The 25,283-nt window shown below is 64.0% G+C and carries 21 protein-coding genes and 1 tRNA gene; 15 read left to right on the forward strand and 7 right to left on the reverse strand.

Annotation, left to right across the window (positions count from 1 at the left end; translation table 11 throughout):
* Window positions 1-20: 20 nt before the first annotated feature.
* Window positions 21-791, reverse strand: a complete 771-nt coding sequence (locus NKI88_RS13325) for an ABC transporter substrate-binding protein (RefSeq protein ID WP_352655551.1) — start codon at window positions 789-791, stop codon at window positions 21-23.
* 254 nt (window positions 792-1,045) lie between these two features.
* Between NKI88_RS13325 and NKI88_RS13330 the strand changes: the two genes are divergently transcribed.
* A complete protein-coding gene (locus tag NKI88_RS13330) occupies window positions 1,046-1,936 on the forward strand; it encodes an SGNH/GDSL hydrolase family protein (protein ID WP_023689203.1) in 891 nt (296 codons plus the stop codon).
* 22 nt (window positions 1,937-1,958) lie between these two features.
* Here NKI88_RS13330 and NKI88_RS13335 read toward each other — a convergent pair whose 3' ends face one another.
* Together NKI88_RS13335 and NKI88_RS13340 are read right to left on the reverse strand one after the other, a co-directional pair.
* On the reverse strand, window positions 1,959-3,641 hold the full coding sequence (locus NKI88_RS13335; RefSeq protein ID WP_023815980.1) for a hydantoinase B/oxoprolinase family protein: 1,683 nt from the start codon (window positions 3,639-3,641) through the stop codon (window positions 1,959-1,961).
* 1 nt (window position 3,642) lies between these two features.
* Entirely contained in the window at window positions 3,643-5,727 is a 2,085-nt protein-coding gene (locus NKI88_RS13340; RefSeq protein ID WP_352655553.1) for a hydantoinase/oxoprolinase family protein, read from the reverse strand.
* 220 nt (window positions 5,728-5,947) lie between these two features.
* Between NKI88_RS13340 and NKI88_RS13345 the strand changes: the two genes are divergently transcribed.
* The 5 genes from NKI88_RS13345 to NKI88_RS13365 all read left to right on the forward strand — a co-directional run bounded on the left by NKI88_RS13345 (window position 5,948) and on the right by NKI88_RS13365 (window position 12,645).
* Window positions 5,948-6,775, forward strand: coding sequence for a ferredoxin--NADP reductase (locus NKI88_RS13345; protein WP_352655555.1), 828 nt, complete (start codon window positions 5,948-5,950; stop codon window positions 6,773-6,775).
* Between the two features lie 206 nt (window positions 6,776-6,981).
* A complete protein-coding gene (deoC, locus tag NKI88_RS13350) occupies window positions 6,982-8,031 on the forward strand; it encodes a deoxyribose-phosphate aldolase (RefSeq protein WP_352655557.1) in 1,050 nt (349 codons plus the stop codon).
* Window positions 8,032-8,256: 225 nt separating this feature from the next.
* Window positions 8,257-10,629 carry an aldehyde dehydrogenase family protein gene (locus NKI88_RS13355; RefSeq protein ID WP_352655559.1) on the forward strand — a complete coding sequence of 791 codons (2,373 nt, stop codon included), beginning with the start codon at window positions 8,257-8,259 and terminating at the stop codon, window positions 10,627-10,629.
* 292 nt (window positions 10,630-10,921) lie between these two features.
* Complete coding sequence (locus NKI88_RS13360) at window positions 10,922-11,653, forward strand: SDR family oxidoreductase (protein WP_352655561.1); 732 nt, start codon at window positions 10,922-10,924, stop codon at window positions 11,651-11,653.
* A gap of 146 nt (window positions 11,654-11,799) precedes the next feature.
* Complete coding sequence (locus NKI88_RS13365; protein WP_352655563.1) at window positions 11,800-12,645, forward strand: fumarylacetoacetate hydrolase family protein; 846 nt, start codon at window positions 11,800-11,802, stop codon at window positions 12,643-12,645.
* 81 nt (window positions 12,646-12,726) lie between these two features.
* On the opposite strand, the gene NKI88_RS13370 is transcribed toward NKI88_RS13365, so the two are convergent.
* A complete protein-coding gene (locus NKI88_RS13370) occupies window positions 12,727-13,746 on the reverse strand; it encodes an LLM class flavin-dependent oxidoreductase (protein ID WP_352655565.1) in 1,020 nt (339 codons plus the stop codon).
* 339 nt (window positions 13,747-14,085) lie between these two features.
* Here NKI88_RS13370 and msuE point away from each other — a divergent pair, with 339 nt between their 5' ends.
* The 5 genes from msuE to NKI88_RS13395 are packed head-to-tail and all read left to right on the forward strand — an operon-like array spanning window position 14,086 to window position 18,778.
* Window positions 14,086-14,643: an FMN reductase gene (gene msuE, locus NKI88_RS13375; RefSeq protein WP_023683545.1), complete on the forward strand. Its 558-nt coding sequence runs from the start codon at window positions 14,086-14,088 to the stop codon at window positions 14,641-14,643.
* A 54-nt stretch (window positions 14,644-14,697) separates the two neighbouring features.
* On the forward strand, window positions 14,698-16,074 hold the full coding sequence (locus NKI88_RS13380; protein WP_023683544.1) for an LLM class flavin-dependent oxidoreductase: 1,377 nt from the start codon (window positions 14,698-14,700) through the stop codon (window positions 16,072-16,074).
* Between the two features lie 25 nt (window positions 16,075-16,099).
* On the forward strand, window positions 16,100-16,948 hold the full coding sequence (locus tag NKI88_RS13385; protein ID WP_023711343.1) for an ABC transporter permease: 849 nt from the start codon (window positions 16,100-16,102) through the stop codon (window positions 16,946-16,948).
* Window positions 16,949-16,990: 42 nt separating this feature from the next.
* Window positions 16,991-17,989, forward strand: coding sequence for an ABC transporter substrate-binding protein (locus NKI88_RS13390; protein ID WP_352655567.1), 999 nt, complete (start codon window positions 16,991-16,993; stop codon window positions 17,987-17,989).
* Between the two features lie 24 nt (window positions 17,990-18,013).
* On the forward strand, window positions 18,014-18,778 hold the full coding sequence (locus NKI88_RS13395) for an ABC transporter ATP-binding protein (RefSeq protein ID WP_023683542.1): 765 nt from the start codon (window positions 18,014-18,016) through the stop codon (window positions 18,776-18,778).
* A 49-nt stretch (window positions 18,779-18,827) separates the two neighbouring features.
* On the opposite strand, the gene NKI88_RS13400 is transcribed toward NKI88_RS13395, so the two are convergent.
* From NKI88_RS13400 to NKI88_RS13410, 3 genes are all read right to left on the reverse strand, one after another.
* Entirely contained in the window at window positions 18,828-19,217 is a 390-nt protein-coding gene (locus tag NKI88_RS13400; RefSeq protein WP_023683541.1) for a hypothetical protein, read from the reverse strand.
* A gap of 102 nt (window positions 19,218-19,319) precedes the next feature.
* Window positions 19,320-19,395, reverse strand: a tRNA-Ala gene (locus NKI88_RS13405).
* Window positions 19,396-19,568: 173 nt separating this feature from the next.
* Window positions 19,569-19,961 (reverse strand): TIGR02300 family protein, encoded by a 393-nt coding sequence (locus NKI88_RS13410; RefSeq protein WP_023683538.1) that lies wholly within the window; start codon window positions 19,959-19,961, stop codon window positions 19,569-19,571.
* 206 nt (window positions 19,962-20,167) lie between these two features.
* Here NKI88_RS13410 and aroA point away from each other — a divergent pair, with 206 nt between their 5' ends.
* From aroA to NKI88_RS13430, 4 genes are all read left to right on the forward strand, one after another.
* Window positions 20,168-21,526 (forward strand): 3-phosphoshikimate 1-carboxyvinyltransferase, encoded by a 1,359-nt coding sequence (gene aroA / locus NKI88_RS13415; protein WP_352655570.1) that lies wholly within the window; start codon window positions 20,168-20,170, stop codon window positions 21,524-21,526.
* Window positions 21,527-21,635: 109 nt separating this feature from the next.
* The gene (gene cmk, locus NKI88_RS13420) at window positions 21,636-22,280 is read left to right on the forward strand and encodes a (d)CMP kinase (RefSeq protein WP_352655621.1); all 645 of its coding nucleotides are present in this window, start codon (window positions 21,636-21,638) and stop codon (window positions 22,278-22,280) included.
* A gap of 204 nt (window positions 22,281-22,484) precedes the next feature.
* Entirely contained in the window at window positions 22,485-24,182 is a 1,698-nt protein-coding gene (gene rpsA / locus NKI88_RS13425) for a 30S ribosomal protein S1 (protein ID WP_023703671.1), read from the forward strand.
* 248 nt (window positions 24,183-24,430) lie between these two features.
* Window positions 24,431-25,252: an MOSC domain-containing protein gene (locus NKI88_RS13430; RefSeq protein ID WP_352655572.1), complete on the forward strand. Its 822-nt coding sequence runs from the start codon at window positions 24,431-24,433 to the stop codon at window positions 25,250-25,252.
* The last annotated feature ends 31 nt before the right edge of the window (window positions 25,253-25,283 follow it).

Genomic DNA, 25,283 nt, shown 5'->3' on the forward strand with positions numbered 1-25,283 from the left:
GAGAGTATTTGTCGTCGGTCTCAGCTGCCGTATACGTCGAACGAAAAGTATTTATCGTTGATTTCCTTGTACTTGCCGTTGGCGCGCAGCGCGTCGATGGCGGCACTGAACTTGTCGGCCAATTCCTTGTTGCCCTTCTGCAGCGCGATGCCGACGCCGGGGCCGTGAATGGCCGGATCGGCGGTCAACGTGCCGAGCAATTTGCAGCAGGCGCCGTCGGGCTTCTTCAGCCATTCGGTCAGGATGATCGAGCCGTCCATCATCGCGTCGAGCCGGCCATTGGCCATGTCGGTGCGGGCGTCGTCGCCGGTCGGATACGCTTTCACGGTCGAGCCGGAGTATTTCTGCTCGGCGAAATTCTGGTGGATGGTTGCGCTCTGCACGCCCAGCACCTTGCCCTTCAGATCGTCCGGCGATGTGCCGGCGATGGTCGAATCCTTCGGCACGGCGATGGCCGGCGGCGTCTGGTAATATTTGTGGGTGAACTCGACCTTCTCGGCCCGTTCCGGCGTGATGGTGATGTTGATGATGGCGTCGAACTTGCCGGCCTGCAGCGCCGGAATGGAACCATCGAAATCCTGTACGGAGAATTCGCACTCGGCCTTCATCTCGGCACACAGCGCCTTGCCGAGGTCGATGTCGAAGCCGCCCAGCGTGCCGTCCGAATTGGCATAGTTGAAGGGCGGATAGGCGCCCTCGGTGCCGATCCTGAGTTTCTCGGCGGAGGCAGCACCGGTCCCAAGCAGCAGGGCGGCGGAAGCGGCAAGCACGAAACGACCGAAAAGACGCATGTTCCTGATCTCCGTTGACTAAGCAATTCCAGGGAAGGTGTTGGCGGTTTCCCGTCCGGAATTGCGCGAAAACAAGGATAGAAGTCTATGGTGTTTTGCAGGCCCCACGGAGACGGAAACGACATGCTCTGCGGCGATCACGGCGCGGCAAGCCGTCCTTCCCCAGGAATCTTACTGTGATCTAAATTACAGACCGATCATGGACATGGGCGCATGCTCAGCCGGACATAGGCGGTCATGGGAGGGACCTGGGGATGGACCAGCAGGAATTCGTGCAGGAAGCCGCGCAACGGCGCATCGACGACGACATCGCCAAGCGCATCAGGGTTCACCAAGCCAACATCGAGCGGCTCGAAACCGCAAGGGAAAGCGCCGGCAATCTCGAGGCGGCCGTCGCCAACCGGCCGCTGGTGATGCTGGCGCAGGGCGATTCCTGGTTCGACTATCCGCTCACCGGTAACGGCTTTCCGTTCGTCGACACCGACGTGATCGCGCAGCTGCGACGCATCGGCTCGATGCCGCCGACCATCCTCAACCTTGCCCATCATGGCGATGCGGCGACCGACGAGATGTCGCTGCCCAAGCAGCAGCGCATGATCGCCGCCCTGCGCAACAAGGCCAACTGGCTGGACGGCAAGCCCGATGCCATCCTGTTCTCTGCCGGTGGCAACGACATTGCCGGCGACCAGTTCTGCATCTTCCTCGACTTCAATGATGGCCACGCCCCCGGGCTGAACAAGAACCGCTTCACCAAGGCGCTCGGCATGGTCGAGGCCTGCTATCTCGATTTGTTCGCGCTGCGCGACCGCGTCGCGCCAGGCGTGCCGATCTTTGGCCATTGCTATGATTTTCCGATCCCGAACGGAGCGCATCCGTCCTGTGTCGGCCCGTGGCTGAAACCGTCGCTCGATTTCTGCAACTGGACGGTCGCCAAGGGCACGGTCATCGTTCACGACGCGCTGGCGGCGTTCCGCGATGTGGTGAAGCGCCTGGCCGACGATCCCAACAACAATTTCCATCTGGTCGACACGCAGGGAACGTTGAAGGTGGCCGACTGGGCCAACGAACTGCATCCCGATCCCGCCGGCTTCAAGAAGATCGCGCAAAAATTCGCCGATGCGCTGAAGGCCAAGCTGCAGACCTGACGCGGCTCGGGCCTGTCGGCTGTCAGGTTCCGAACAGCTCTTTGGCTTGTTCAACGGTGTAGTAACCAAGCCTGATGTCTTCGGCGACCAGTTTCGGGTCGCGCTCACGCGGATCACCATAGCCGCCGCCCCCGGGCGTGCCGACCCTCACGCGGTCGCCGGCCTTGAGCGCGATGTCCTGCTCCTTGGACAGATGCGGCGGCACATGTGCCTCGCCGTCGCGGAACACGGTCACCGTGTTCACCGCGCCGTCCTTGCCGCCGAGCGCGCCTTGCGGGCCGAAACGGCCATGGTCCATGACGAAGGACGCACGCGCCTCTCCTCGCAATATCTCGACCTCATAGGCGAGGCCAAAACCGCCGCGCTGCTTGCCGGCGCCGCCCGAGCCTTCGCGCAAGGCATAGTGGCGGTAGAGAACCGGAAAGGCCTGCTCCATGATCTCGACCGGCGGCGATTTCGAAATGCCGATGGTCGAGCAGCCATTGGTCAGGCCGTCATGGCCGGAATTGCCGCCATAGCCGCCGCCGGAGATCTGATACATCACATAGTCGCGGCCGCGGGCCGGATCGTTGCCGCCGAGCGCGAAATTGCCGCTGGAGCCGGCGGGCGCGGCCGTCACCTTTTCCGGCAGCGCCTGCACCATCGCCGCGAACACCGCCTCGGCGATGCGCTGCGAGACTTCAGCCGCACAGCCGGAGACGGGACGCGGGTATTTGGCGTCGAGGAACGTGCCTTCCGGCCGCTTGACGATCAGCGGCTCGAAAGCGCCAGCGCTGATCGGCACATCAGGGAAAATATGGCGCATGGCGAGATAGACCGACGACAAAGTCGTCGCCAGCACGCTGTTCATGGGCCCCGCGCATGGTTTTGACGAACCTGTGAAGTCGAAGGTCAGCGTGTCGCCCTGCTTGTCGACGGCGAGCGCGATGGTCAGCGGCTCGTTGACCACGCCGTCCGAGTCGACAAAGGCCTTCGAACTGTATGTGCCATCGGGAATGGCGGAGATGTTGGCGCGCATCTGCTCGGCGGCGCGGCGACGCAGTTCGGCGATCGCCTCGACAACAGTTTCGTTGCCGTAACGATCGAGGATTCCATTGAGCCGGTCCTGACCGATCAGCAGTGCCGCGGCCTGCGCCCTTATATCGCCGATGCGCTGGTCGGCGACCCGGATGTTGGAGCAGATGATGGCGTAGATTTCCGTGTCCAGCACGCCCTTCTTGAACAGCTTGACCGGCGGCAGCCGCAGGCCTTCCTGCTCGACGGCTGTGGCGGAAGCGGAGAAGCCGCCCGGCACCGAGCCACCGATATCGGGCCAGTGGCCGGTATTCGATAGCCAGCAAAATATCTTGCCGTCGCGATAGACCGGCATGGCGAAGCGCACATCCATCAGATGCGTGCCGCCGAGATAGGGATCGTTGACGATATAGATGTCGCCCGGCTCAGGTGGCAGGCAGCGGCCGGCGGCGATCATCTCGATCACCGTCCTGGTCGAATACTGCATGACGCCGACGAACACCGGCAGGCCCTGGCTGCCTTGTGCGATCAGCGAGCCGTCGACGGCCGAGTAGATGCCGTCGGAGCGGTCATTGGCTTCGGCGATGACAGGCGAGAAGGCCGCGCGGGAGAAAGTGAGATCCATCTCGTCGCAGACCTGCTGGAGGGCAGCCTGCAGGACCGAAAGCGTGATGGCGTCGAGCTTTTGCATCTCAGGCCTCGCCGATATCGATGATGATGTTGCCGTCGGCGTCCGATCTTGCGCGGTCGCCGGGTTCGAGCACGGTGGTGGCGTCCATCTGTTCGAGGATCGCCGGCCCTTCGATGACGGCATCGGGCGGCAGCTTTTCGCGTGCGTATATCGGCGTATCGTGCCAGCGTCCTGCGTACCAGACAGGCCTTGTTTCGCGCAGCGCCTCGTCTAGCGTCTTTGTACGTCCGGCCGGGTCGATCAGCCGTGACAGGTCGATCGCCGGCCGCACGCCCGTCACCGACGTGTTGAGGTTGACCAGATTGGCGCGGATCTCCGGCAGCTCGACCTTGAAGCGGGCGAAATAGGCTTTTTCGAACAGCGCCTGCAACTCCTGCCTTGTCACCGATGAAGACGGCAACGGCACGTTGATGATATGGGTCTGGCCGACGAACTGCATGTCGGCGGAATGGGTGACGCGGATCGTTTCCGGCTTCACCGCTTCCTTGCCGATCAGTTCCTCGCCTTCCCCGCGGTGACGTTCCAGCACCTCGCGAAGCCTGGCTTCATCGAGCACGGCGACCGGCTGGTTGATGGTGTTGACGAAGTCATGACGCAGATCGGCGACGACGCAGCCGAGCGCGTTGGTGATGCCCGGACGGGCCGGCACCAGCACGCGGGGCAGGCCGAGTTCGCGCGCCAGGGCGGAGGCATGCAACGGCCCGGCGCCGCCGAAGGCGAACAGCGCGAAATCGCGCGGATCATGGCCGCGCGACACCGAGACCATGCGGATGGCGCCGGCCATCTTCATGTTGCCCAGGCGCAGCACCGCGCCCGCCGCTTCGACGCCGGAGAGGCCGGTGGCCTTGCCTATTCTGTCTTCGAAAATGCCGGTGACCCGCTCGACGGTGACCGGATTTTCGACCGCCAGCAGCTTTTTCGGCGCCAGCCGGCCCAGCACCAGATTGGCGTCGGTGATGGTCGGCTCGGCTCCACCACGACCGTAGCAGATCGGGCCGGGATTGGCGCCAGCACTTTCCGGGCCGATCTGGATCAGGCCGGCCGCATCGACGCGGGCGATCGAGCCGCCGCCGGCACCGACCGTATGCACCGCCACCATCGGCACGTGGATCGGCATCGCATATTCGATCTCGATCTCGTTGGAGACCGCCGGCTCGGCGTTGCGGATCAGCGCCACATCGGTCGAGGTGCCGCCCATGTCGTAGGTGACCAGGTTTTCAAAGCCGGCGCGCTTGCCCGTATAGGCGGCGGCGATGACGCCGGAGGCCGGGCCGGACATCACGGTCTTGGCCGACTCGCGCGTGACGAAACGGGCCGAGATCATGCCGCCATTGCCGTTCATGATCAGGAAGTCGCGGGCATAGCCCTTGGCGGCCAATTCCTTGCGCAGCCGCTCGACATAACGCTCGAGGATCGGCTGCACCGAGGCGTTGACCGCGGCGGTAACGCCGCGCTCGAATTCGCGGGCTTCCGACAGCAGCGCATGGCCAGTCGTGATGTAGCCGTTCGGCCAAAGCTCGGCGGCGATTTCGGCCGCGCGCCGCTCATGTCCAGGATTGGCGTAGGAATGCAGGAAATGGATGACGAGGGACTCGCAGCCGGCCCCGATCAGCGTCTTCACGGCGTCCCGCAGCGCGGCCGCGTCAAGCGGGGGGCGCACCGCGCCCGACGCCTCGACGCGCTCCGACACTTCGAGCCGGAGATCGCGCGGGATGATCGGAACGAAGCTTCCGGTCATACCGTAGGGCTGCGGCCGTGTGCGACGGCCAAGCTCGATCACGTCGCGAAAACCGCGCGTGGTGATCATGCCGGTTTTCGCCAGCCTGCGTTCCAGCACCGCATTGGTGGTGGTGGTCGTGCCATGCACGATGAGGTCGATGCCGTCTATGGCAAAGCCTGTGGCACCCAGCGCTGAAACCACGCCGAACGCCTGATTGTCGACCGTCGTCGGCGTCTTGGCGATATGCACCTTTCCGCCGTCATTTCCGTCGATCAAAATGAGGTCTGTGAAGGTTCCGCCAACATCGATGCCGGCAACGACGTGACCCAGGGAATCCGGTTGTTGCACCGAAAAATTCTCTTTCATTGTCGAAATCCGAAATGGCGGAACTACGAATATGCCGCAGTTTGGAAAGCTGTTTTAGCGTGGTATCTTGACACAAATATCGTTTGTATACTAATAAATTTTGGACACAAGAGCTCACTGCTTTGGAGTGTGTGAACGGCTCGCCGGGACCTGAATGGTCTGGGCGCGCAGGAAACGGTTTGGCGCCCGCACAGGCGTGGGCAAGACAGAGTTGGATTTGATGAACACCACATCCGCACTCAACACAGCCGGCGCCCGTCCGCTGCAGTTTCCGATTCCGGCCAATGTCTATGCCGAAACCGTCGTCTCGGTGAAGCATTACACCGACCGCCTGTTCTCGTTCCGCATCACCCGTCCGCAGTCGCTGCGCTTCCGCTCCGGCGAGTTCGTCATGATCGGGCTGCCCAATGCCGAAAAGCCGGTGTACCGCGCCTATTCGGTCGCCAGCCCGGCGTGGGACGAGGAGCTGGAATTCTTCTCGATCAAGGTGCCGGATGGTCCGCTGACCTCCGAACTGCAGAAGATCCGGGTCGGCGACACCGTCATCATGCGCCAGAAGTCGACCGGCACGCTGGTCGTCGACGCGCTGACCCCGGCAAAGCGCCTGTTCATGATCTCGACCGGCACCGGCATTGCGCCCTTCGCCAGCCTGCTGCGCGACCCCGATACCTACGAAAAGTTCGAGCAGGTCGTCCTGACCCACACCTGCCGCGACAATGCCGAACTGACCTATGGCCAGGAGCTGGTGGCGGCGCTCGAAAACGATCCGCTGATCGGTGAGCTGACCGGCGGCCGCGTCACCCTCTACAATTCGACGACCCGCGAAGAGTCGGCGCGCATGGGCCGCATCACCGCGCTGATCGGCTCCGGCAAATTCTACGACGACCTCGGCATCGAGAAGCTCAATCCGGAGACGGATCGCATAATGATCTGCGGCTCGATGCATATGCTGAAGGACGTCAAGGAAATGGCCGAAAGCCTCGGCTTCCATGAGGGCTCGCTCAGCCATCCCTCGACCTTCGTCGTCGAGCGCGCTTTCGTCGGCTGACATCAGCCGGCGCCTCGGCGCCACGTCTTGAATTGACGTTTTGACCATGTGGTCAAAATTCAGCTGCTTTTGCCGCCTTTTTCCGTTATGAGCCCTTGAAGGACTCGTGAAGCATCGATTCACGGGCTATCTTCGGTGTGTGTCGCCCAAGTCCGGGAGCAACGACACGCACCACGACGTAAAATGGTCGAGCGAAAGGGCAGGAGATGAGCAGCACAATCCGCGAAGCCAATCTCGGCGCGTCCAAGGTCACGCCGCTGCCGGCACGTGCGGCCGCCAACACGCCCGTGCCGCAAAGCCACGGTATTGCCCGCAACACCGGCATGCGGCTCGATCTCGGCTTCATGGAATCGGTGCGCTCGGTCAACCGCTCGGCGCTGGAACGCAGGGTCGCCAGCCTCACAAAGCGGCGCTCGATCAAGGCTGACAACCAGGCCGCCTGGCTGCTGCGCGCGGTCTCCTGCATGGATTTGACGACTCTGAATTCCAACGACACCGAAGAGCGGGTGCGCCGCCTGTGCGCCAAGGCGATCAACCCGTTCCGTCGCGACATCGTCGAGGGGCTTGGCATCGAGGGCGAGAAAATCCGCCCGGCGGCGGTCTGCGTCTATCATCCCTTCGTCGCGACGGCTGTTGATGCCGTGCGCGGCATCGGCATCCATGTCGCCGCCGTCTCCACCGCTTTCCCGCACGGCCTTGCGCCGCTGTCGACCCGCCTGCAGGAGATCGAGGCTTCGGTGCGCGACGGCGCGGACGAGATCGATGTCGTCATCCCGCGCGGCTTGGTCTTCGGCGCCAAATGGCATGAGCTCTACAACGAGATCGTCTCGATGCGCGAAGCCTGCGGTGATGCGCATCTCAAGGTTATCCTCGGCACCGGCGACCTCGCCACGCTGCGAAATGTCATGCTGGCCTCGATGGTGGCGATGATGGCGGGCGCCGATTTCATCAAGACCTCGACCGGCAAGGAAAGCGTCAACGCCACGCTGCCCGTCGGCCTCGCCATGGTGCGCGCCATCCGAGCCTATTTCGAGGAGACCGGCTTTCTCATCGGCTTCAAGCCGGCCGGCGGCATCTCTACAGCCAAGGCTTCGCTCGACTGGCTGGTGCTGATGAAGGAGGAGCTCGGCCGGCCATGGCTGGAGCCAGACCTGTTCCGCTTCGGCGCCTCGAGCCTGCTCACCGACATCGAGCGCCAGCTCGAGCACCATCTGACCGGGCATTATTCGGCCAATCACCGCCACGCAATGGCGTGAGGCGGAGAAGGCCTTGAACGTCGAGTTCCTTCGCGCCTCCCTCTGTCCTGCCGGACATCTCCCCCGATTGGGGAGAGATTGGCTAACGTCGGCGATTTCGCCAATTGTCGACGTTTCAGAGCCGACAGGCGCGAAGGCTAATCTCCCTCCTTGTGGGGGAGATGTCCGGCAGGACAGAGGGGGGCGCCACAGAGCGCCTGCCAAGACGATTATCTGGAGCGCGTCATGAACATTCTCGAACGCTATCACGCCATGGAATACGGCCCGGCGCCGGAAGCCCGCACCGAGGCCGATGCCTGGCTTGCCGGACGCGATTTCGGCAAGGCGCTGTTCATCGATGGCGGCTGGAAGGCGGCCGCCAGCGGCAAGACTTTCGAGACCAGCGAACCCTCCTCCGGCAAGGTGCTGGCCAAGATCTCCGATGCCGGCGCCGCCGATATCGACGCAGCCGTTGCGGCAGCCACCAAGGCGTTGCCGAAATGGTCGGCGTCCTCCGGCTACCAGCGCGCCAAGGTGCTTTACGCCATCGGCCGCGCGATGCAGCGTCATCAGCGCCTGTTCGCAGTGCTTGAGTCAATCGACAACGGCAAGCCGATCCGCGAAAGCCGCGACATCGACGTGCCGCTGGCCATCCGCCATTTCATCCATCATGCCGGATGGGCGCAGGCGCTCGACATGGATTTCCCAGGCCACAAGGGCGTCGGTGTCGTCGGCCAGATCATCCCGTGGAATTTCCCGCTGCTGATGCTGGCCTGGAAGATTGCGCCGGCCCTCGCCGCCGGCTGCACGGTGGTGCTGAAGCCGGCCGAATTCACCCCGCTCACGGCCATCCTGTTCGCCGAGATCTGCGAGCGCGCCGGCGTGCCGAAGGGCGTCGTCAACATCGTCCAGGGCGGGCCGGAAGCGGGCGTCGCCATCGTCAACCATCCCGGCATCCAGAAGATCGCCTTCACCGGCTCTTCGGAGGTCGGCAAGATCATCAGGAAAGCCACGGCCGGATCGGGCAAGAAACTGTCTCTGGAGCTCGGCGGCAAGTCGGCCTTCATCGTCTTCGAGGACGCCGATCTCGACAGCGCCGTCGAAGGACTGGTCGACGGCATCTGGTTCAACCAGGGCCAGGTCTGCTGCGCCGGGTCACGGCTTCTGGTGCAGGAAGGCATTGCCGATGCCTTGATCGCCAAGGTCAAGGTCAGGATGAGCCGGCTTCGCGTCGGCAGCCCGCTCGACAAGAACACCGATATCGGACCGCTGGTCGACGCCACACAGCTCGACCGCGTCAAGGGTCTGGTCGCCGAAGGCGCCAGACAGGGCGCCGTCTGCTGGCAGCCCGACGCGGTGCTGCCGTCTTCCGGCTACTACCACCTGCCGACGCTCGCCACCGGTGTTTCGCCGGCAAATATATTGGCGCAGGAAGAGGTGTTCGGTCCGGTTCTGGCCACCATGACCTTCCGCAACACCGAGGAAGCGATCGAGCTTGCCAACAACACGCGCTATGGGCTGGCCGCCTCGGTGTGGAGCGAAAACATCAACCTCGCGCTGCATGTCGCGCCGCAATTGAAGGCCGGCGTCGTTTGGGTGAACGGCACCAACATGTTCGACGCCGCCTGCGGCTTCGGCGGCTATCGCGAAAGCGGCTTTGGCCGCGAGGGCGGGCGCGAGGGCATGTTCGAGTATCTCTCGGCAAAGCTGCCGCTTGGTCCCGTGATCAAGCCGACGGCGTCTTCGGCGCAGCCGGTCGAGCAATCGGATGGCGGCGCCATCGATCGTACCGCAAAGCTGTTCATCGGCGGCAAGCAGGTGCGGCCCGACGGCAATTATTCGCTGGCGATAGCCACTGCCAAGGGCAAGCTCGCCGGCGAAGTCGGTCTCGGCAGCCGCAAGGACATCCGCGACGCCGTTGCCGCCGCCCGCGCCTGCAAGGCGTGGCCGGAGGCGACCGCCTACAATCGTTCCCAGGTGCTCTATTATCTCGCCGAAAACCTGTCCGGCCGCACCGGCGAATTTACCGCACGCTTGACCGAACTGACCGGCGCCAACGCCAAGGCCGCGCGGGAGGAAGTGGAACAATCGATCGAGCGCCTGTTCCTCTATGCCGGCCTTGCCGACAAGTATGAGGGCAGGGTGCATCAGCCACCGGCCCGCGCCGTCACGCTCGCTTTGCACGAGCCGGTCGGCGTCCTCGGCATCGTCGCCCCGGACAGCGCGCCGCTGCTTGGCTTCATCTCCCTGACCGCACCTGCGCTTGCCATGGGCAATACCGTGGTGGCCGTGCCGTCGGAAAAATACCCGCTGCTCGCCACCGATCTCTACCAGGTGATCGAATATTCCGACGTTCCGGCCGGCGCCATCAACATCGTCACCGGCCGCACGGCGGAGCTTGCCGGCGTGCTGGCCAAGCATGACGATGTCGACGGGCTCTGGCTGTTTGCCGATGCCGACACTTGCTCCAAGGCGGAGGCCGATTCCGTCGGCAATCTCAAGCGCGTCTGGACCGGCAACGGCCGCAGCCTCGACTGGACGTCCGACGAGGCCGCCGGCGATGCCATGCTGCGCCGCGCCGTCGAAGTGAAGAACGTCTGGGTGCCATACGGCGACTAATGCCGCCTGAAGCGCGCTGTGCTTGAGTGAACCATGGCAGCGCGACTCGTTGCCCGGTTGTCATACATGTTGTTGCATCAGAGCAAGCGATGTGCATTACATCAGCCGTCGCGAAGGTGATCGCGTTCGGGCTTGACGCCCGGACGTGTGTTCTTTAACCAGAAAAAACATTTGTTATTTTGGACTGATGGATTGTGCAGGCCGCATAGTCGCGCCTGTCTGGCACAGGACGCCCTGGTCAGCCCGCATTAAATCGGGCCGGGAAGTGGCCAAAGAGGGCGAGGAGAAACGCATGGCGGATCTGGCAGGCAAGGTCGTTGTCGTCACGGCGGCGGCGCAAGGCATCGGCAGAGCGAGCGCATTGGCCTTCGCCAAGGCAGGTGCCGTCGTGCACGCCACCGACATCAACGAGGCGCTGCTGGCCGAACTCGCCAATACCTCCGGCATCAAGACCCGCAAGCTCGACGTTCTCAACGACGATGCGGTGGCATCCGGCTTCGCCGAAATCGGCCGCGTCGACGTGCTGTTCAACTGCGCCGGCTTCGTCCATTCGGGGTCCATCCTCGAGATGAAGGACGCCGATCTCGATTTCGCCTTCAACCTCAATGTCCGCGCCATGATCCGCACCATTCGGGCCGTACTGCCCGGCATGCTGGAGCGCGGCGATGGCTCGATCATCAACATGTCGTCCGTCGCCGGCGCCGGCAAGGGCGTGCCCAACCGCTTCGCCTATGGCGTCTCCAAGGCGGCCGTGATCGGTCTCACCAAGGCGGTTGCCGCGGACTATGTCGCCAAGGGCATTCGCTGCAACGCCATCTGCCCCGGCACCGTCGAGAGCCCGTCGCTGCAGGACCGCATGCATGCGCAGGGCGATTACGAGGCGGCCCGCGCAGCCTTCATTGCCCGCCAGCCGATGGGCCGTCTCGGCACGCCCGAGGAAATCGCCGACCTTGCCGTCTACCTCGCCGGCGCCACGTACACCTCAGGCCAGGCCTATAATATCGACGGCGGCTGGTCGATCTGAGCAATAGCCTCGATCCGCAGGTCCAGGCTCGAACAGTTCTAAAGTCCGGCTTGCCCTAGGTCGGGTCCGATAGCCAGAGTCCGCCCAGTCATCGCTTGGCGGAGCGAGTTTTGAAAACGGCCTTGGGCCGCAATTTGGAGAGCAAGATGAAACTGCTGCGCTATGGCGAGATAGGGAGCGAACGCCCCGGCCTGCTCGATGCGGATGGAACGATCCGCGATCTTTCGGGTCATGTCACCGACATTGCCGGCAAGGCGCTCGATCCGGCGTCGCTCGATGCGCTATCGAAGCTCGACCCGAAGTCGCTGCCGGCCGTACCCGGAAGCCCGAGGCTTGGCGCCTGCGTTGCCGGCACAGGAAAATTCATCTGCATTGGCTTGAACTATTCCGACCACGCCGCCGAAACCGGCGCCGCCGTGCCGCCGGAGCCGATCATCTTCATGAAGGCAAGCTCGGCCATTGTCGGTCCCGACGACGACGTGCTGATCCCGCGCGGTTCGGAAAAGACCGACTGGGAGGTTGAACTCGCCGTGGTCATCGGCAGAAAAGCCAAATATGTCAGCGAAGCCGAGGCGCTGGATTATGTCGCCGGCTATGCCGTTGCCCATGACGTGTCCGAGCGAGCCTTCCAGGCCGAGCGCCAGGGCCAGTGGACCAAGGGCAAGAGCTGCGACACGTTCGGTCCGACCGGGCCGTGGCTTGTCACCAAGGACGAGGTTGCCGATCCGCAGAACCTCAAAATGTGGCTGACGGTCAACGGCAAGACGATGCAGAACGGCTCGACCAGGACCATGGTCTACGGCGTCGCCTATCTCGTTTCCTATCTCAGCCAGTTCATGTCGCTGCATCCTGGCGACATCATCTCCACCGGCACCCCGCCCGGCGTTGGGCTGGGCATGAAGCCGCCGGTGTTCTTGAAGCCCGGCGATGTGGTGGAACTGGGCATCGAGGGGCTCGGCCAGCAGAAGCAGACCTTCAAGGCGGATGCCTAGCCGCCTCTGCCCTTAGAGCGTTTCACCGTTTGCCGGCGAAACGGTCTATCTCTTTGTTTGCCGGGCGGCTGGCGCCTCTTGTCAGCGCCAGCCCAGAGCCGGCGCGACGTGCTTCAGGATCGCCTCGATGACGTGGGCGTTGTACTCGACGCCAAGCTGGTTGGGGACGGTCAGAAGCAGCGTGTCGGCCTCGGCGATCGCTTCGTCCTCTTTCAGCTGATCGATCAGCACATCGGGCTCCGCGGCATAGGAGCGGCCGAAGACGGCAAGCTTCTCAGGCTCGATATAGCCGAAATGATCTTCGCTGCTGCCGCCGCCGAAATAGGCGCGGTCGCGGTCGTTCACCAGCGCAAAGATGCTGCGGCTGACCGACACGCGCGGCTCGCGTGTGTGGTCGGCCGCCTTCCACGTCGCACGATAGGCGCGGATCTGTTCGGCCTGCTGGATGTGGAGCGGCTGGCCGCCCTCATCGAACTTCAGCGTCGAACTTTGCAGGTTCATGCCGAGCTTGCCCGCCCATTCGGCGGTCGCGTTGGTGGCGGCGCCCCACCAGATCCGGTCGCGCAGGCCGGCCGAGAACGGCTCGAGCCGCAGCATCCCCGGAGGATTGGGGAACATCGGCCGCGGATTGGGTTGCGCGAAACCTTCGCCGCGCAGCACGTCCAGGAACACCTCGGCATGGTTGCGTGCCATTTCGGCATCGCTTTTGCCGTCCTGCGGCACGTAACCGAAGTAGCGCCAGCCGTCGATCACCTGCTCCGGCGAACCGCGGCTGATGCCAAGCTGCAGCCGGCCACCGGCGATCAGGTCGGCAGCACCCGCATCCTCGGCCATATACAGCGGATTCTCATAGCGCATGTCGATGACGGCGGTGCCGATCTCGATGCGGCTGGTGCGGGCGCCGACCGCGGCCAGAAGCGGAAACGGCGAAGCGAGCTGGCGGGCAAAATGATGCACGCGGAAATAGGCGCCGTCCGCGCCCAGCTCCTCGGCGGCGACGGCCAGGTCGATCGACTGCAGCAGCGCGTCGGACGCCGAGCGCGTCTGCGATTGCGACGAGGGCGACCAATGGCCGAAGGAAAGAAAGCCGATCTTCTTCATGCGCGCATCCTGTTCTTTGATTGCAGTTGCCTACTTCGTCGCCCACGCGATTGGGTTCAATCGACACTGACACAACGCAGTGTCAATGCCGCCGGCCCTTGACGGTTTCGCAACGTTACCCATCGGTGCGCAAAGGACCAGGCCATGGTCCCCGGCGATGCCTTGCGCGACCGCGTCAGCATCTGCCGCGGCGCTTTTGGGGCCAAATGAACCAACCAAAGGCGATGTACCGCAAACTCCATTCGCTTCAGAGCCCGGTTTTGAAATCTTCTCGCTCATTTAATTCTACAAAATCGGTAGGCTTAATGCGGATAGTGCGTTTGCGAGAAGGAGCCTCGGATGTCAAAAAAGCTGGTGGTGGGGTTGTCCGGCAACCTGACCCGTCCGTCAAAGACGAAGGCATTCGTCAGCCACATCGCCGGTGAGGTGGCGAGCCGGGCCGGCTCGGCTTTGAGCGTTTTCGACATCGAGGATCTCGGCCCGTCCTTTGCGCCTGCAAGACAGCTTGGCGATCTCGATCCGGCGGCGCGCGGTATTATCGAGCAGCTGCTCGGCGCCGACGTGCTGGTGGTCGGCTCCCCGACCTTCAAGGGCAGCTACACCGGGCTGTTCAAGCACTTCTTCGACCTGCTCGACCCGTCGTCGCTGCGCGGCAAGCCGATCATCCTGGCGGCAACAGGCGGCGGCGAGCGTCATTCGCTTGTCGTCGAACACCAGTTGCGGCCGTTGTTCGGCTTCTTCGAGGCGCAGACCCTGCCGACCGCGATCTACGCCTCGGACAAGGACTTTGCCGATGGCGTGCTGGTGTCAGAGGCAGTCAAGGCGCGAGCCCGGCAGGCGGTCGCCGAGGCATGCCGGGTGGCCGGCGTGCCCTACAGCGTCGTCCTTGCCGCCTGAACCACGATCCGCGACGCAATATTCCATCCCGCATAGACCAGAAGGACGCCTGCAATGACTCGAGCCAGCAAGTCCGATAGCAGGCCGCGGCAGATCAAGCTCGGCGCTTTCCTGCCCGGCGGCGGGCAGCATATCGCCGCCTGGCGTCATCCCGATGCGCCGGCCGACGGCGCCACCAATTTCGAGTTCCACAAGCAGCTGGCGCTGACCGCCGAGCGCGGCCTGTTCGACGCCTATTTCCTGGCCGACAACCTGACCGTCGGCCTCGGCGCCCGCGAGGGCGGCAACGCCAAGATCGCCGGCTTCGAGCCGGTGACGCTGTTTGCGGCGCTGGCGCCGCTGACGACGCATCTCGGCTTCATCGCAACGGCCTCCACCACCTATGAGGAGCCCTACACGCTGGCGCGCAAATTCGCTTCGCTGGACCTGTTGTCGAACGGCCGCGCCGGCTGGAACGTGGTGACCTCGGCCGGCGACGAAACGGCACGCAATTTCAACCGCGACGTCCAGCCCAGCCATGCCGAGCGCTATGCCAGGGCGCATGAGCATGTCGAGACGGTCAAGGCGCTGTGGGACAGCTGGGAGGATGACGCCTTCATCCGCGACAAGCAGTCGGGCCGTTTCTACGACAAGGACAGATTGCACGACATCGACCACAAGGGCGAGCATTTCAGCGTCAAGGGTCCGCTCAACGTGCCGCGCCCGGTGCAAGGACATCCGGTTGTCGTACAAGCGGGGCAGTCGGAAGACGGCCGTGGGCTTGCCGCGCACTCGGCCGAGGTCATCTTCACGGCCCATCAGAAGCTCGAGACGGCGCAGGAATTCTACCGCGACATCAAGGCGCGCGTGGCTGAAGTCGGCCGCGATCCCGACCAGGTGCTGATCATGCCGGGCGTCGCGCCCTTCGTCGGCCGCACCGAGGACGAGGCCCGTGCCAAATACCAACAGCTTAACGACCTTATCCTGCCCGAGGACGGTGTCGCCCTGCTCAACGGGCTGGCCGGCCAGACGCTCGACATCAGGGGCTATCCGCTCGACGGCCCGTTGCCGCCGAGCAAGGAAACCGAAGGCATGAAAAGCCGCCAGGCGCTGATCCGGCAGATTGCCGACGAGCACAATTTCAGCATCCGCCAGCTTTACCAATGGGTAGCGACGGCGCGCGGCCACTACACCATCGTCGGCAGCGTCACGCAGGTCGCCGATCAGCTGGAGGAATGGTTCACCAGCGAGGCGGCCGACGGCTTCAACATCCTGCCGCCCTGGCTGCCCGGCGCGCTCGACGATTTCGTCGACCTGGTCATTCCCGAACTGCAACGGCGCGGCCTGTTCCGCACGGCTTACGAAGGCCGCACGCTGCGCGAGAATCTCGGCCTCAGGCGCCCGGAAAATCCATGGACCGTCGCTCGCTCGACCGTCCTTGCCGCCGAATGACCTTGGCAATCGAAGGGGTGAAGCAATGACGCTGCAGCACATCGATCGGCAGATCACGGTTCGCCGCAGTGGTGGCGAAACTGGGCTCGGCACGGACTTCCTGAACCTCGGTAGCAAGGCGGCTGTTCGCTTCCTGAAGCGCTACGGCGTGCTTGCCGGCTTCCTGGCGCTCTGGCAGGTGGCGAGCAGCGTCGGCTGGGTCAACGCGGCGGTGCTGCCGCCGATCGACATGATCGTCGTCGCACTCTGGAAGGGGCTTGCCGGCGGCAGCCTGCTCGGCGACATCGCCATCAGCCTGCAGCGCGCCGGCATCGCCTTTGCGGCGGCTGTCGCCGTTGCCATTCCGCTTGGCCTGTTCATGGGCCAGGTGCGCCCGGTCGAAACCGCGCTCGATCCGATCCTGCAGGTGTTCCGGCAGACGTCGGCGCTGGCGCTCTATCCGGTGTTCATCCTGCTCTTGGGACTTGGCGAGACCTCGAAGATCTTCGTCATCTTCTGGGCGACGCTGTTTCCGCTGCTGCTCAACACCACCAGCGGCGTCAAGGAAGTCGATCCCAAGCTGCTTGAAATGGCGCGCGTCTATGGTGCGAGCCGGCTCACCGTGTTTCGCCGCGTCGTACTGCCGGGCGCCGTGCCGTCGATCTTCGTCGGCTTGCGGCTGAGCGCCACCACGGCGCTGCTGCTGCTGATCGCGTCCGAGATGATCGGTGCCAACAAGGGCATCGGCTTCCAGGTGATGAACGCGCAGTACAATTTCCAGATCCCGCTGATGTTTGCGGCAATCGTCATCCTCGCCGGGCTTGGCCTGATCGCCAACCAGGCATTGGTCACCCTGCAGCGGCGGCTCTGTCGCTGGAGCAATCCTGTCAACTGAGCAGTCCGCCCCTCACCGTTTACCTCCAGGAAGGACCCGATCATGAAAATCACCCGCCGTTCGCTGCTTGCCGGCGCGCCGCTTGCCGCCGGCCTCATCGCCGCCGGCCTGCCGCGCATGGCCTTTGCGCAAGCCGCAGCCGTCAAGTTCCGCTACCTCGCCAGCCGTGGCAGCATCTCCCCGCACGAGCTGGCCGACGAGCTTGGCTACTTCAAAGGGCTCGGCGTCGAGCTAGAGAATGTCGGCTATTCCTCGGGTGGACCGGAATCGCTGTTTGCGCTGTCTTCCGGCAGCGTCGACATCGGCTCGGCCGCCACCGCGGCGGTGATCAACTCGATCTCCGGCGGCAACGACTTCGTCGCGGCGTATCCGAGCAACGGCATCAACAAGGATGTGAAGAGCGTCTTCTACGTGCTGGAAGACAGCCCGATCAAATCGATCGCCGACATTGCCGGCAAGACCATCTCGGTCAACACGCTCGGCGCTCATCTCGACTATACGGTGCGTGAGGCCCTGCACAGCGTCGGCCTGCCGCCGACCGCCGCCAACCTCATTGTCGTGCCCGGCCCGCAGCTTGAGCAGACGCTGCGCTCGCGCCAGGTCGACATTGCCGGCCTCGGCTACTGGCAGGCGACCTTTGCCGGCGCGCTGGTCGCCAACGGCGGCGTGCGCGGCGTGTTCGACGACACCCAGGGGCGCGGCGAACTCGCCGGCGGCTTCGTCGTACTCAGGCGCGACTTCATTGCCGCCAACCCGGATGCGGCGCGCAACTTCGTCGAACAGTCGGCGCGCGCCTCGGACTGGTCGCGCCAGAACCCGGACGAAGCCCGCAAGGTGCTGGCCACTATCCTCGACAAGCGCGGCGAAAACGGCGATCTCGCCCGCTACTGGACCGGCTTTGGTCTGCGCGAAGGTGCGCAGGCGACCGATCGCGACATCGACTTCTGGGTCGCGGTGCTGGAGCGCGACGGCCGTCTGGCCAAGGGCAAGCTGAAAGCCGCCGACATTCTGTACCGGCCCGGCGAAACCAAGATCAACTGAGCTCTGAAATAGCTGAGAGATGAGATGACCGGTTCCAACCGCGGCGGGGAGGTCTCGATCCGCGACCTGTCCAAATCCTTCAGCCTCGGCGGGCGCCAGCTTGCCGTGCTGCGGACGCTCAACCTCGACATTCGTTCGGGGGAATGCCTGGTCATTGTCGGCGCCAGCGGCTCCGGCAAGACCACGCTGCTGCGTATTCTGGCCGGGCTGGAGGCGGCCGACAGCGGCGGTGTCGCGATCGACGGCCAGCCGGTGCATGGCGTCGGCGCCGAGCGTGCCGTGATCTTCCAGGAGCCGCGGCTGCTGCCGTGGCTGAGCGTGCTCGGCAATGTCGCGTTCGGCCTCGAAGTGCGCGGTGTTCCCAAGAGGCAGGCCGAGGAACGCGCCCGCTTCTACGTCGCCCTGGTCGGCCTTGCCGAATTCGCCGATGCTTTTCCGAGCCAGCTTTCCGGCGGCATGGCGCAGCGCGTCGGCATCGCCCGGGCGCTCACCGTGCAGCCCGAGATCCTCCTGCTCGACGAGCCGCTGGGGGCCCTGGACGCCATGACCAAGATCGGCATGCAGGAGGAACTGGCGCGCATCTGGAGCGAGGAGAACGTCACCATGGTGATGGTCACCCACGATCTGGAGGAGGCGATCTATCTGGCTGACCGGGTGCTGATCCTGCCCAAGGAGAAAGGCGGCGCGGCGCGGTTGATCGACATCGACCTGCCACGCCCGCGCGAGCGCAGCGAGAGCCGCTTCGTGCGCTACCGTGAAGAATTGCTGCGCGAATTCGGATTGCACTGATCAAGGGAAGGGGCCAGCCGTGGCTCCCCCGGAAGATTAGCTCTCGCGATTATTGCTTGGTGAACGTGCCCGTATAGGTTCGGTCGGCAAGCCCATAGGTGACGGCCAGCGTTCCGTCCGCCTGAATGACCGCGCTGACGTCCGCGCCATTGGGAAGGCGCCGCAGTTTCAACGTGTTGCCGAAAATCTTGCCTTCGCCATCGGCCACGCCCGGTTTGTTGTCGGCGACATCGCCCCAGGCATAGGTGGCGGTGACATTGCCGCCGCGCGTAATCGTCAGCACGGCGAGCTTGCCGTCATACATCCCGTCCAGCTGTCCGCCCCATATGCCGGAAAACGCGACATATTTGGCCGGGACGCCTTCGCCGGGCGGCATAACCCGCACGGATGGATCGAGGACCGCCGCACCATCAGGAGCAGAGATCGCGGCAGGCGCCATGGGCTGAGGTGCGGGCGCTGGCGGCGGCGATGATGGTTCAGGCGCCGACTGGCAGGCGACAAGCACGAATGCCGCGAAACCGAGCGTCGGAAAAAGACTGTTTGGTGGAGCCAATCGGGATCGAACCGACGACCTCTTGAATGCCATTCAAGCGCTCTCCCAACTGAGCTATGGCCCCACTCCGGCAGTCAGCCGTCGCCGTTGCCGGCGAGAGGTCCGGCGCGGGTTTCAGGACCGCGCCGTTTAGTGCAGGCGGCTTCTAACCCCGCCTTCCCTGAAGATCAAGCCTTCGAGGGCCGCTTTTTCGTCATAGCCCGTCAACGCCGCTAAATGCATGCGTTCGAAGCGTTCTTAGACTTCGTCGTCGTCGTCGCCGACGCCGATCATGTCGGCGACGTCGTCGTCTTCTTCCTCTTCGTCGGCAAGGAAAGTATCGTCCTCATCGTCGCCTAGATCGACATCGTCCTCGTCGTCGCCCAGATCGGGAAGCTCGTCGCCGGCCTTGACGTCTTCGTCGGCCTCTTCAAGCGAGACGACTTCAACGCCTTCTTCTTCCTCGGCGTCCACTTCCTTCTCGGCCACTTCCTCTTCCTCTTCGAGGGCGGCGATCTTGCCGTCCTCGAAATAGGAACGCGGATACGTCTTGCCCGTATAGGGCGAGACGATAGGGTCCTTGTTCAGGTCGTAGAATTTTCGGCCCGTTTCAGGGTCGACACGCTTTGTGCCAAGTTCGTTTTTTGCCACGTCAAGCCTCGTCAGTAAAAGAGTGGTCCCCTTAACCACAGTTTACCGCGCTGTCAAAGCGAAAAGCCGGCGTCACAAAACCAAGCACTGAAAGGCCTCGCGCCAAGCGACGACCATGGGGATGACCATTCGTGCCCGCCGTGATACGAGACCGCCGCAACAAATGAAAAGCGCCGGTGCGCCGGCATTCCGTCCAGGGAAATTCCATGTCTCACGCCGCCGCTGCCAAGCCGGCCACCGCCCGCAAATCATCCGCCCTTTCCGGCACCGCTCGCGTGCCGGGCGACAAGTCGATTTCGCACCGTTCCATGATGTTCGGCGGCCTTGCCTCCGGCGAAACCCGCGTCACCGGCCTGCTCGAAGGCGAGGATGTGATGCGCACGGCGGCCGCCATGAAGGCGATGGGCGCGCATATCGAGAAGCGCGGCGCCGAGTGGGTGGTCCGCGGCACCGGAAATGGCGCGCTGCTGCAGCCGGAAGGCCCGCTCGATTTCGGCAATGCCGGCACCGGCTCCCGCCTCACAATGGGCCTCGTCGGCACTTACGACATGGAAACGACCTTCATCGGCGACGCATCGCTGTCGGGACGGCCGATGGGCCGCGTGCTCGAACCCTTGCGCCAAATGGGCGTGCAGGTGCTGAAGGCGACGCCGGGCGACCGCATGCCGATCACGCTGCATGGGCCGAAACACGCCGCACCCATTACCTACCGCGTGCCGATGGCCTCGGCGCAGGTGAAGTCGGCCGTGCTGCTGGCAGGCCTAAACACGCCCGGCATCACCACCGTGATCGAGCCGGTGATGACGCGCGATCATACCGAAAAGATGCTTAGGGGATTTGGCGCCAATCTCTCGGTCGAGACCGACGAGCGCGGCGTGCGCCACATCTTCATCGAGGGCCAGGGCAAATTGACGGGGCAGACCATCGCCGTGCCCGGCGACCCCTCCTCGGCCGGCTTCCCGCTGGTCGCGGCGCTGATCGTGCCGGGTTCGGACATCGTCATCGAGAACGTGCTGATGAACCCGACCCGCACCGGGCTGCTTTTAACGCTGCAGGAAATGGGCGGCCAGATCGACATCTTGAACCCGCGCAATGCCGGCGGCGAGGATGTCGCCGACCTGCGCGTGCGCTACTCCGAGCTCAAGGGCGTCATCGTGCCGCCCGAGCGGGCGCCGTCTATGATCGACGAATATCCGGTGCTGGCGGTTGCCGCGAGCTTCGCCGAGGGCGAGACGTTGATGCAGGGGCTGGAAGAGTTGCGGGTGAAGGAATCCGACCGACTGGCAGCGGTTGCCAATGGGCTGAAGCTCAACGGCGTCGACTGCACCGAAGGCGAAGCTTCGCTCGCGGTGCGCGGAAAGCCCGGCGGCAAGGGGCTGGGCGGCCATCCCGATGGCCAGGACACGACGGTGCAGACGCATCTCGACCATCGTATCGCCATGAGCTTCCTGGTGATGGGGCTGGCAACGGAAAAGCCGGTAACCATCGACGACGCCGCCATGATCGCGACGAGCTTTCCGGAATTCATGGGGCTGATGACGGGGCTCGGTGCGGAGATCGGGTAGGTTGATGTCGAGCGCAAAGCAAGCAGAGATGTCGGCAGGACAGAGGGGGGCGCGAAGGATCGTGGCGTCTGTCTTTTTCATCGAGCCTTTCGATCGTGTTGGCCCGCCAATGACCTTCACCATCGCCATCGACGGTCCCGCCGGCGCCGGCAAAGGCACGCTTGCCCGCCGTCTCGCCGACCACTACCGCCTCAACCTGCTCGACACCGGCCTCACCTACCGCGCCGTCGCCTATGCGTTGATCCGGCACGCGCTGCCACTCGACAATGTCTCAGCAGCCGAAACCGCCGCACGCCAGGTCGATCTGGCAAAGCTCGACCGTGCGGTGCTGTCGGCGCATGCGGTTGGCGAGGCGGCCTCGAAGGTCGCGATTTACCCTACCGTCCGGCGCATCCTGGTCGAAAAGCAGCGCGATTTCGCCAGGACACCGCCAGGCGCGGTGCTCGACGGGCGCGACATCGGCACGGTCGTGTGCCCTGACGCCGACATAAAGCTCTATGTGACGGCGAGCGCCGAAGTGCGGGCGCAGCGCCGGCTGGCCGAGATCGAAAGCATCGGCGGCACCGCCGATTTCGCCGAAATCCTTGCCGATATTGTGCGCCGCGACGAGCGCGACATGGGCCGCGCCGACTCGCCGCTGAAGCCGGCGGCGGACGCGCACTTGCTTGATACCTCCGAAATGGCTATAGAGGCCGCGTTTCTAGCGGCCAAAGCGATCATCGACGACGCCCTGGCCAAGAGAGACACAGCCTGATCCAGGGTTTTCCCGCTCCACCGATTGCCGGAAGCGAAGAAAATGCCCATATCGGGCACGAACCAGCCTGCCAGCATTCTTCATGCGCCGGAATTGCCGCTTAGGCGGCCCAGGGCTTTTGTAGCCCGGAACGCCGGCAGGCCAACGCAACGCTAACCCACGGCGCCCGTCCCGCAAGAGATGCGGGGCACTCCAGGAGAAAATATGTCAGCTGCAAATCCCACTCGCGACGATTTCGCGAGCCTGCTCGAAGAATCATTTACCGCCGGCCACTCCGGCGAAGGTCAGGTCGTCAAGGGCACGATCCTGGCGATCGAAAAAGACATGGCCATCATCGATGTCGGCCTCAAGGTCGAAGGCCGCGTGCCGCTGAAGGAATTCGGCGTCAAAGGCAAGGACTCGACGCTCAAGGTCGGCGACACGGTCGAGGTCATGGTCGAGCGCATCGAAAACGCGCTGGGCGAAGCCGTCCTGTCGCGCGACAAGGCCCGCCGCGAAGAGAGCTGGGTCAAGCTCGAAGAGAAGTTCACCAAGGGTGAGCGCGTCGAAGGCGTCATCTTCAACCAGGTCAAGGGCGGCTTCACCGTCGACCTCGACGGCGCCGTGGCCTTCCTGCCGCGCAGCCAGGTCGATATCCGCCCGATCCGCGACGTCTCCCCGCTGATGCACAACCCGCAGCCCTTCGAGATCCTCAAGATGGATCGCCGCCGCGGCAACATCGTTGTGTCGCGCCGCACCGTGCTCGAGGAAAGCCGCGCCGAACAGCGTTCGGAAATCGTGCAGAACCTCGAAGAGGGCCAGGTTGTCGAAGGCGTTGTCAAGAACATCACCGACTACGGTGCGTTCGTCGACCTCGGCGGCATCGATGGCCTGCTGCATGTCACCGACATGGCGTGGCGCCGCGTCAACCATCCGACCGAAATCCTCAACATCGGTCAGACGGTCAAGGTGCAGATCATCCGCATCAACCAGGAAACCCACCGCATCTCGCTCGGCATGAAGCAGCTCGAGAGCGATCCGTGGTCCGAGATCGGCACCAAGTTCCCGATCGGCAAGAAGATCAAGGGTACCGTCACCAACATCACCGACTACGGCGCGTTCGTCGAGCTGGAGCCGGGCATCGAAGGCCTCATCCACGTTTCGGAAATGTCGTGGACCAAGAAGAACGTGCACCCCGGCAAGATCCTGTCGACGACGCAGGAAGTCGACGTGGTCGTGCTCGAGGTCGATCCGGCCAAGCGCCGCATCTCGCTCGGCCTCAAGCAGACGCTCGAGAATCCGTGGCAGGCTTTTGCCGCGAGCCATCCGGTCGGCAGCCAGGTCGAGGGCGAGGTCAAGAACAAGACCGAGTTCGGCCTGTTCATCGGCCTTGAAGGCGACGTGGACGGCATGGTGCACCTCTCGGACCTCGACTGGACCCGTCCGGGCGAGCAGGTCATCGAAGAGTACAATCGCGGCGACATGGTCAAGGCGCAGGTGCTCGACGTCGACATCGACAAGGAGCGCATCTCGCTCGGCATCAAGCAGCTGGCCAAGGATACGGTCGGCGAAGCGGCGACTTCAGGCGAACTGCGCAAGAACGCGGTCGTCACCTGCGAAGTCACCGGCATCAAGGATGGCGGCCTGGAAGTGCGGCTGGTCGACAGCGGCATCGAAACCTTCATCAAGCGCAACGACCTCAGCCGTGACCGTGACGAGCAGCGCCCCGAGCGCTTCTCGGTCGGCCAGAAGCTGGACGCCCGCGTCATCGCCTTCGACAAGAAGACCCGCAAGCTGCAGGTCTCGATCAAGGCGCTGGAAATCGCCGAAGAGAAGGAAGCCGTCGCACAGTACGGCTCTACCGACTCCGGCGCTTCGCTGGGCGACATCCTTGGCGCCGCGCTGAAGAAGCAGGGCAGCTAAGCCGCTTCGCGCGCAGCGCGTAAGTCGCTTCGCGCAAGCGTAAACCTCGGCTGCGCCTCACGCGCGGCTTGAACAAGAAGACCCGCGGGCCGCAAGGCTCGCGGGTTTTTTCATGCTCGGCGACGCGGTTGGCACAAGACAAAGACGGCGGAACCCCTTCAATTCCGCATGCGCGGCTGTAGGCTCGGCTGTCGTTGCAGACCGAAACACGGAAGTCCGGCCCTTCGGGCAACGGAGAAGCATGCGCGATGAAGGTCGTCGAACTCTATCGCTATCCGGTCAAGAGCCTGCGCGGCCATGCCGTGCCGAGCGCCGACATCGAGACAATGGGCATGGAAGGCGACCGCCGTTGGATGGTCGTCGACAAGGATGGGCAGTTCCTCACCATTCGCCAGATACCTGATATGACGACGATCGACGTCGAGCATCGCGGAACGGGCATCCTGTTGAAGCATGACAGGCATGGCTCGCACTTCGTCGAGGCACCGGCTCCCGGCACCGCGCTCCGGCAAGTCAAGATCTGGAAGGATATGGTTGCCGCGCGGCCGGGCGATCCGGCCGCCGGTGCATATCTCTCGGCTATTCTTGGCCGGCCCGTCGACCTCGTCTATTTCGACGATCCGCGAAACCGGCCGGTCGATGCGGAATTCGGCCAACCCGGCGATTTCGTCGGCTTTGCCGACGGTTTTCCGCTGCTGATCGCCACGACAGGCTCGCTGAACCATCTGAACAGCCATCTTGCCAGGCCCATCGAGATGGCGCGGTTCCGACCAAACATCGTCGTCGACGCAGACGGCGCATGGCTCGAAGACAGCTGGAAGACGATCCGCATCGGCGCTGTCGAGTTGCGCATCGCAAAGCCCTGCTCGCGGTGCGTCATCACCACCCGAGATCCGTTGAGCGGCGAGCAGCCGGACCCGCGCGAGCCGTTGCAGACGCTTGGCAAACTCCACCGCTCCGCCAAGGGCGGCATCATCTTCGGCCAGAATGCCATTCCCAACAACGCCGGCGCGATCGCCATCGGCGACGCAGTCGAGGTCGTGGAAGCGGGCGTCTCGAACCTGACGTAGTCGCAGGCCTTCTAATGCCGTGGAGGCGTCG

The sequence above is a fragment of the Mesorhizobium sp. M0317 genome (assembly GCF_040321555.1).
GTDB lineage: Bacteria > Pseudomonadota > Alphaproteobacteria > Rhizobiales > Rhizobiaceae > Mesorhizobium.

What these genes read in the sequence shown, in the direction of transcription:
- NKI88_RS13325 (WP_352655551.1), bottom strand. Translation starts at nt 791, where the DNA reads ATGCGTCTTTTCGGTCGTTTCGTGCTTGCCGCTTCCGCCGCCCTGCTG.
- NKI88_RS13330 (WP_023689203.1), top strand. Translation starts at nt 1,046, where the DNA reads ATGGACCAGCAGGAATTCGTGCAGGAAGCCGCGCAACGGCGCATCGAC.
- NKI88_RS13335 (WP_023815980.1), bottom strand. Translation starts at nt 3,641, where the DNA reads ATGCAAAAGCTCGACGCCATCACGCTTTCGGTCCTGCAGGCTGCCCTC.
- NKI88_RS13340 (WP_352655553.1), bottom strand. Translation starts at nt 5,727, where the DNA reads ATGAAAGAGAATTTTTCGGTGCAACAACCGGATTCCCTGGGTCACGTC.
- NKI88_RS13345 (WP_352655555.1), top strand. Translation starts at nt 5,948, where the DNA reads ATGAACACCACATCCGCACTCAACACAGCCGGCGCCCGTCCGCTGCAG.
- deoC (WP_352655557.1), top strand. Translation starts at nt 6,982, where the DNA reads ATGAGCAGCACAATCCGCGAAGCCAATCTCGGCGCGTCCAAGGTCACG.
- NKI88_RS13355 (WP_352655559.1), top strand. Translation starts at nt 8,257, where the DNA reads ATGAACATTCTCGAACGCTATCACGCCATGGAATACGGCCCGGCGCCG.
- NKI88_RS13360 (WP_352655561.1), top strand. Translation starts at nt 10,922, where the DNA reads ATGGCGGATCTGGCAGGCAAGGTCGTTGTCGTCACGGCGGCGGCGCAA.
- NKI88_RS13365 (WP_352655563.1), top strand. Translation starts at nt 11,800, where the DNA reads ATGAAACTGCTGCGCTATGGCGAGATAGGGAGCGAACGCCCCGGCCTG.
- NKI88_RS13370 (WP_352655565.1), bottom strand. Translation starts at nt 13,746, where the DNA reads ATGAAGAAGATCGGCTTTCTTTCCTTCGGCCATTGGTCGCCCTCGTCG.
- msuE (WP_023683545.1), top strand. Translation starts at nt 14,086, where the DNA reads ATGTCAAAAAAGCTGGTGGTGGGGTTGTCCGGCAACCTGACCCGTCCG.
- NKI88_RS13380 (WP_023683544.1), top strand. Translation starts at nt 14,698, where the DNA reads ATGACTCGAGCCAGCAAGTCCGATAGCAGGCCGCGGCAGATCAAGCTC.
- NKI88_RS13385 (WP_023711343.1), top strand. Translation starts at nt 16,100, where the DNA reads ATGACGCTGCAGCACATCGATCGGCAGATCACGGTTCGCCGCAGTGGT.
- NKI88_RS13390 (WP_352655567.1), top strand. Translation starts at nt 16,991, where the DNA reads ATGAAAATCACCCGCCGTTCGCTGCTTGCCGGCGCGCCGCTTGCCGCC.
- NKI88_RS13395 (WP_023683542.1), top strand. Translation starts at nt 18,014, where the DNA reads ATGACCGGTTCCAACCGCGGCGGGGAGGTCTCGATCCGCGACCTGTCC.
- NKI88_RS13400 (WP_023683541.1), bottom strand. Translation starts at nt 19,217, where the DNA reads ATGGCGCCTGCCGCGATCTCTGCTCCTGATGGTGCGGCGGTCCTCGAT.
- aroA (WP_352655570.1), top strand. Translation starts at nt 20,168, where the DNA reads ATGTCTCACGCCGCCGCTGCCAAGCCGGCCACCGCCCGCAAATCATCC.
- cmk (WP_352655621.1), top strand. Translation starts at nt 21,636, where the DNA reads ATGACCTTCACCATCGCCATCGACGGTCCCGCCGGCGCCGGCAAAGGC.
- rpsA (WP_023703671.1), top strand. Translation starts at nt 22,485, where the DNA reads ATGTCAGCTGCAAATCCCACTCGCGACGATTTCGCGAGCCTGCTCGAA.
- NKI88_RS13430 (WP_352655572.1), top strand. Translation starts at nt 24,431, where the DNA reads ATGAAGGTCGTCGAACTCTATCGCTATCCGGTCAAGAGCCTGCGCGGC.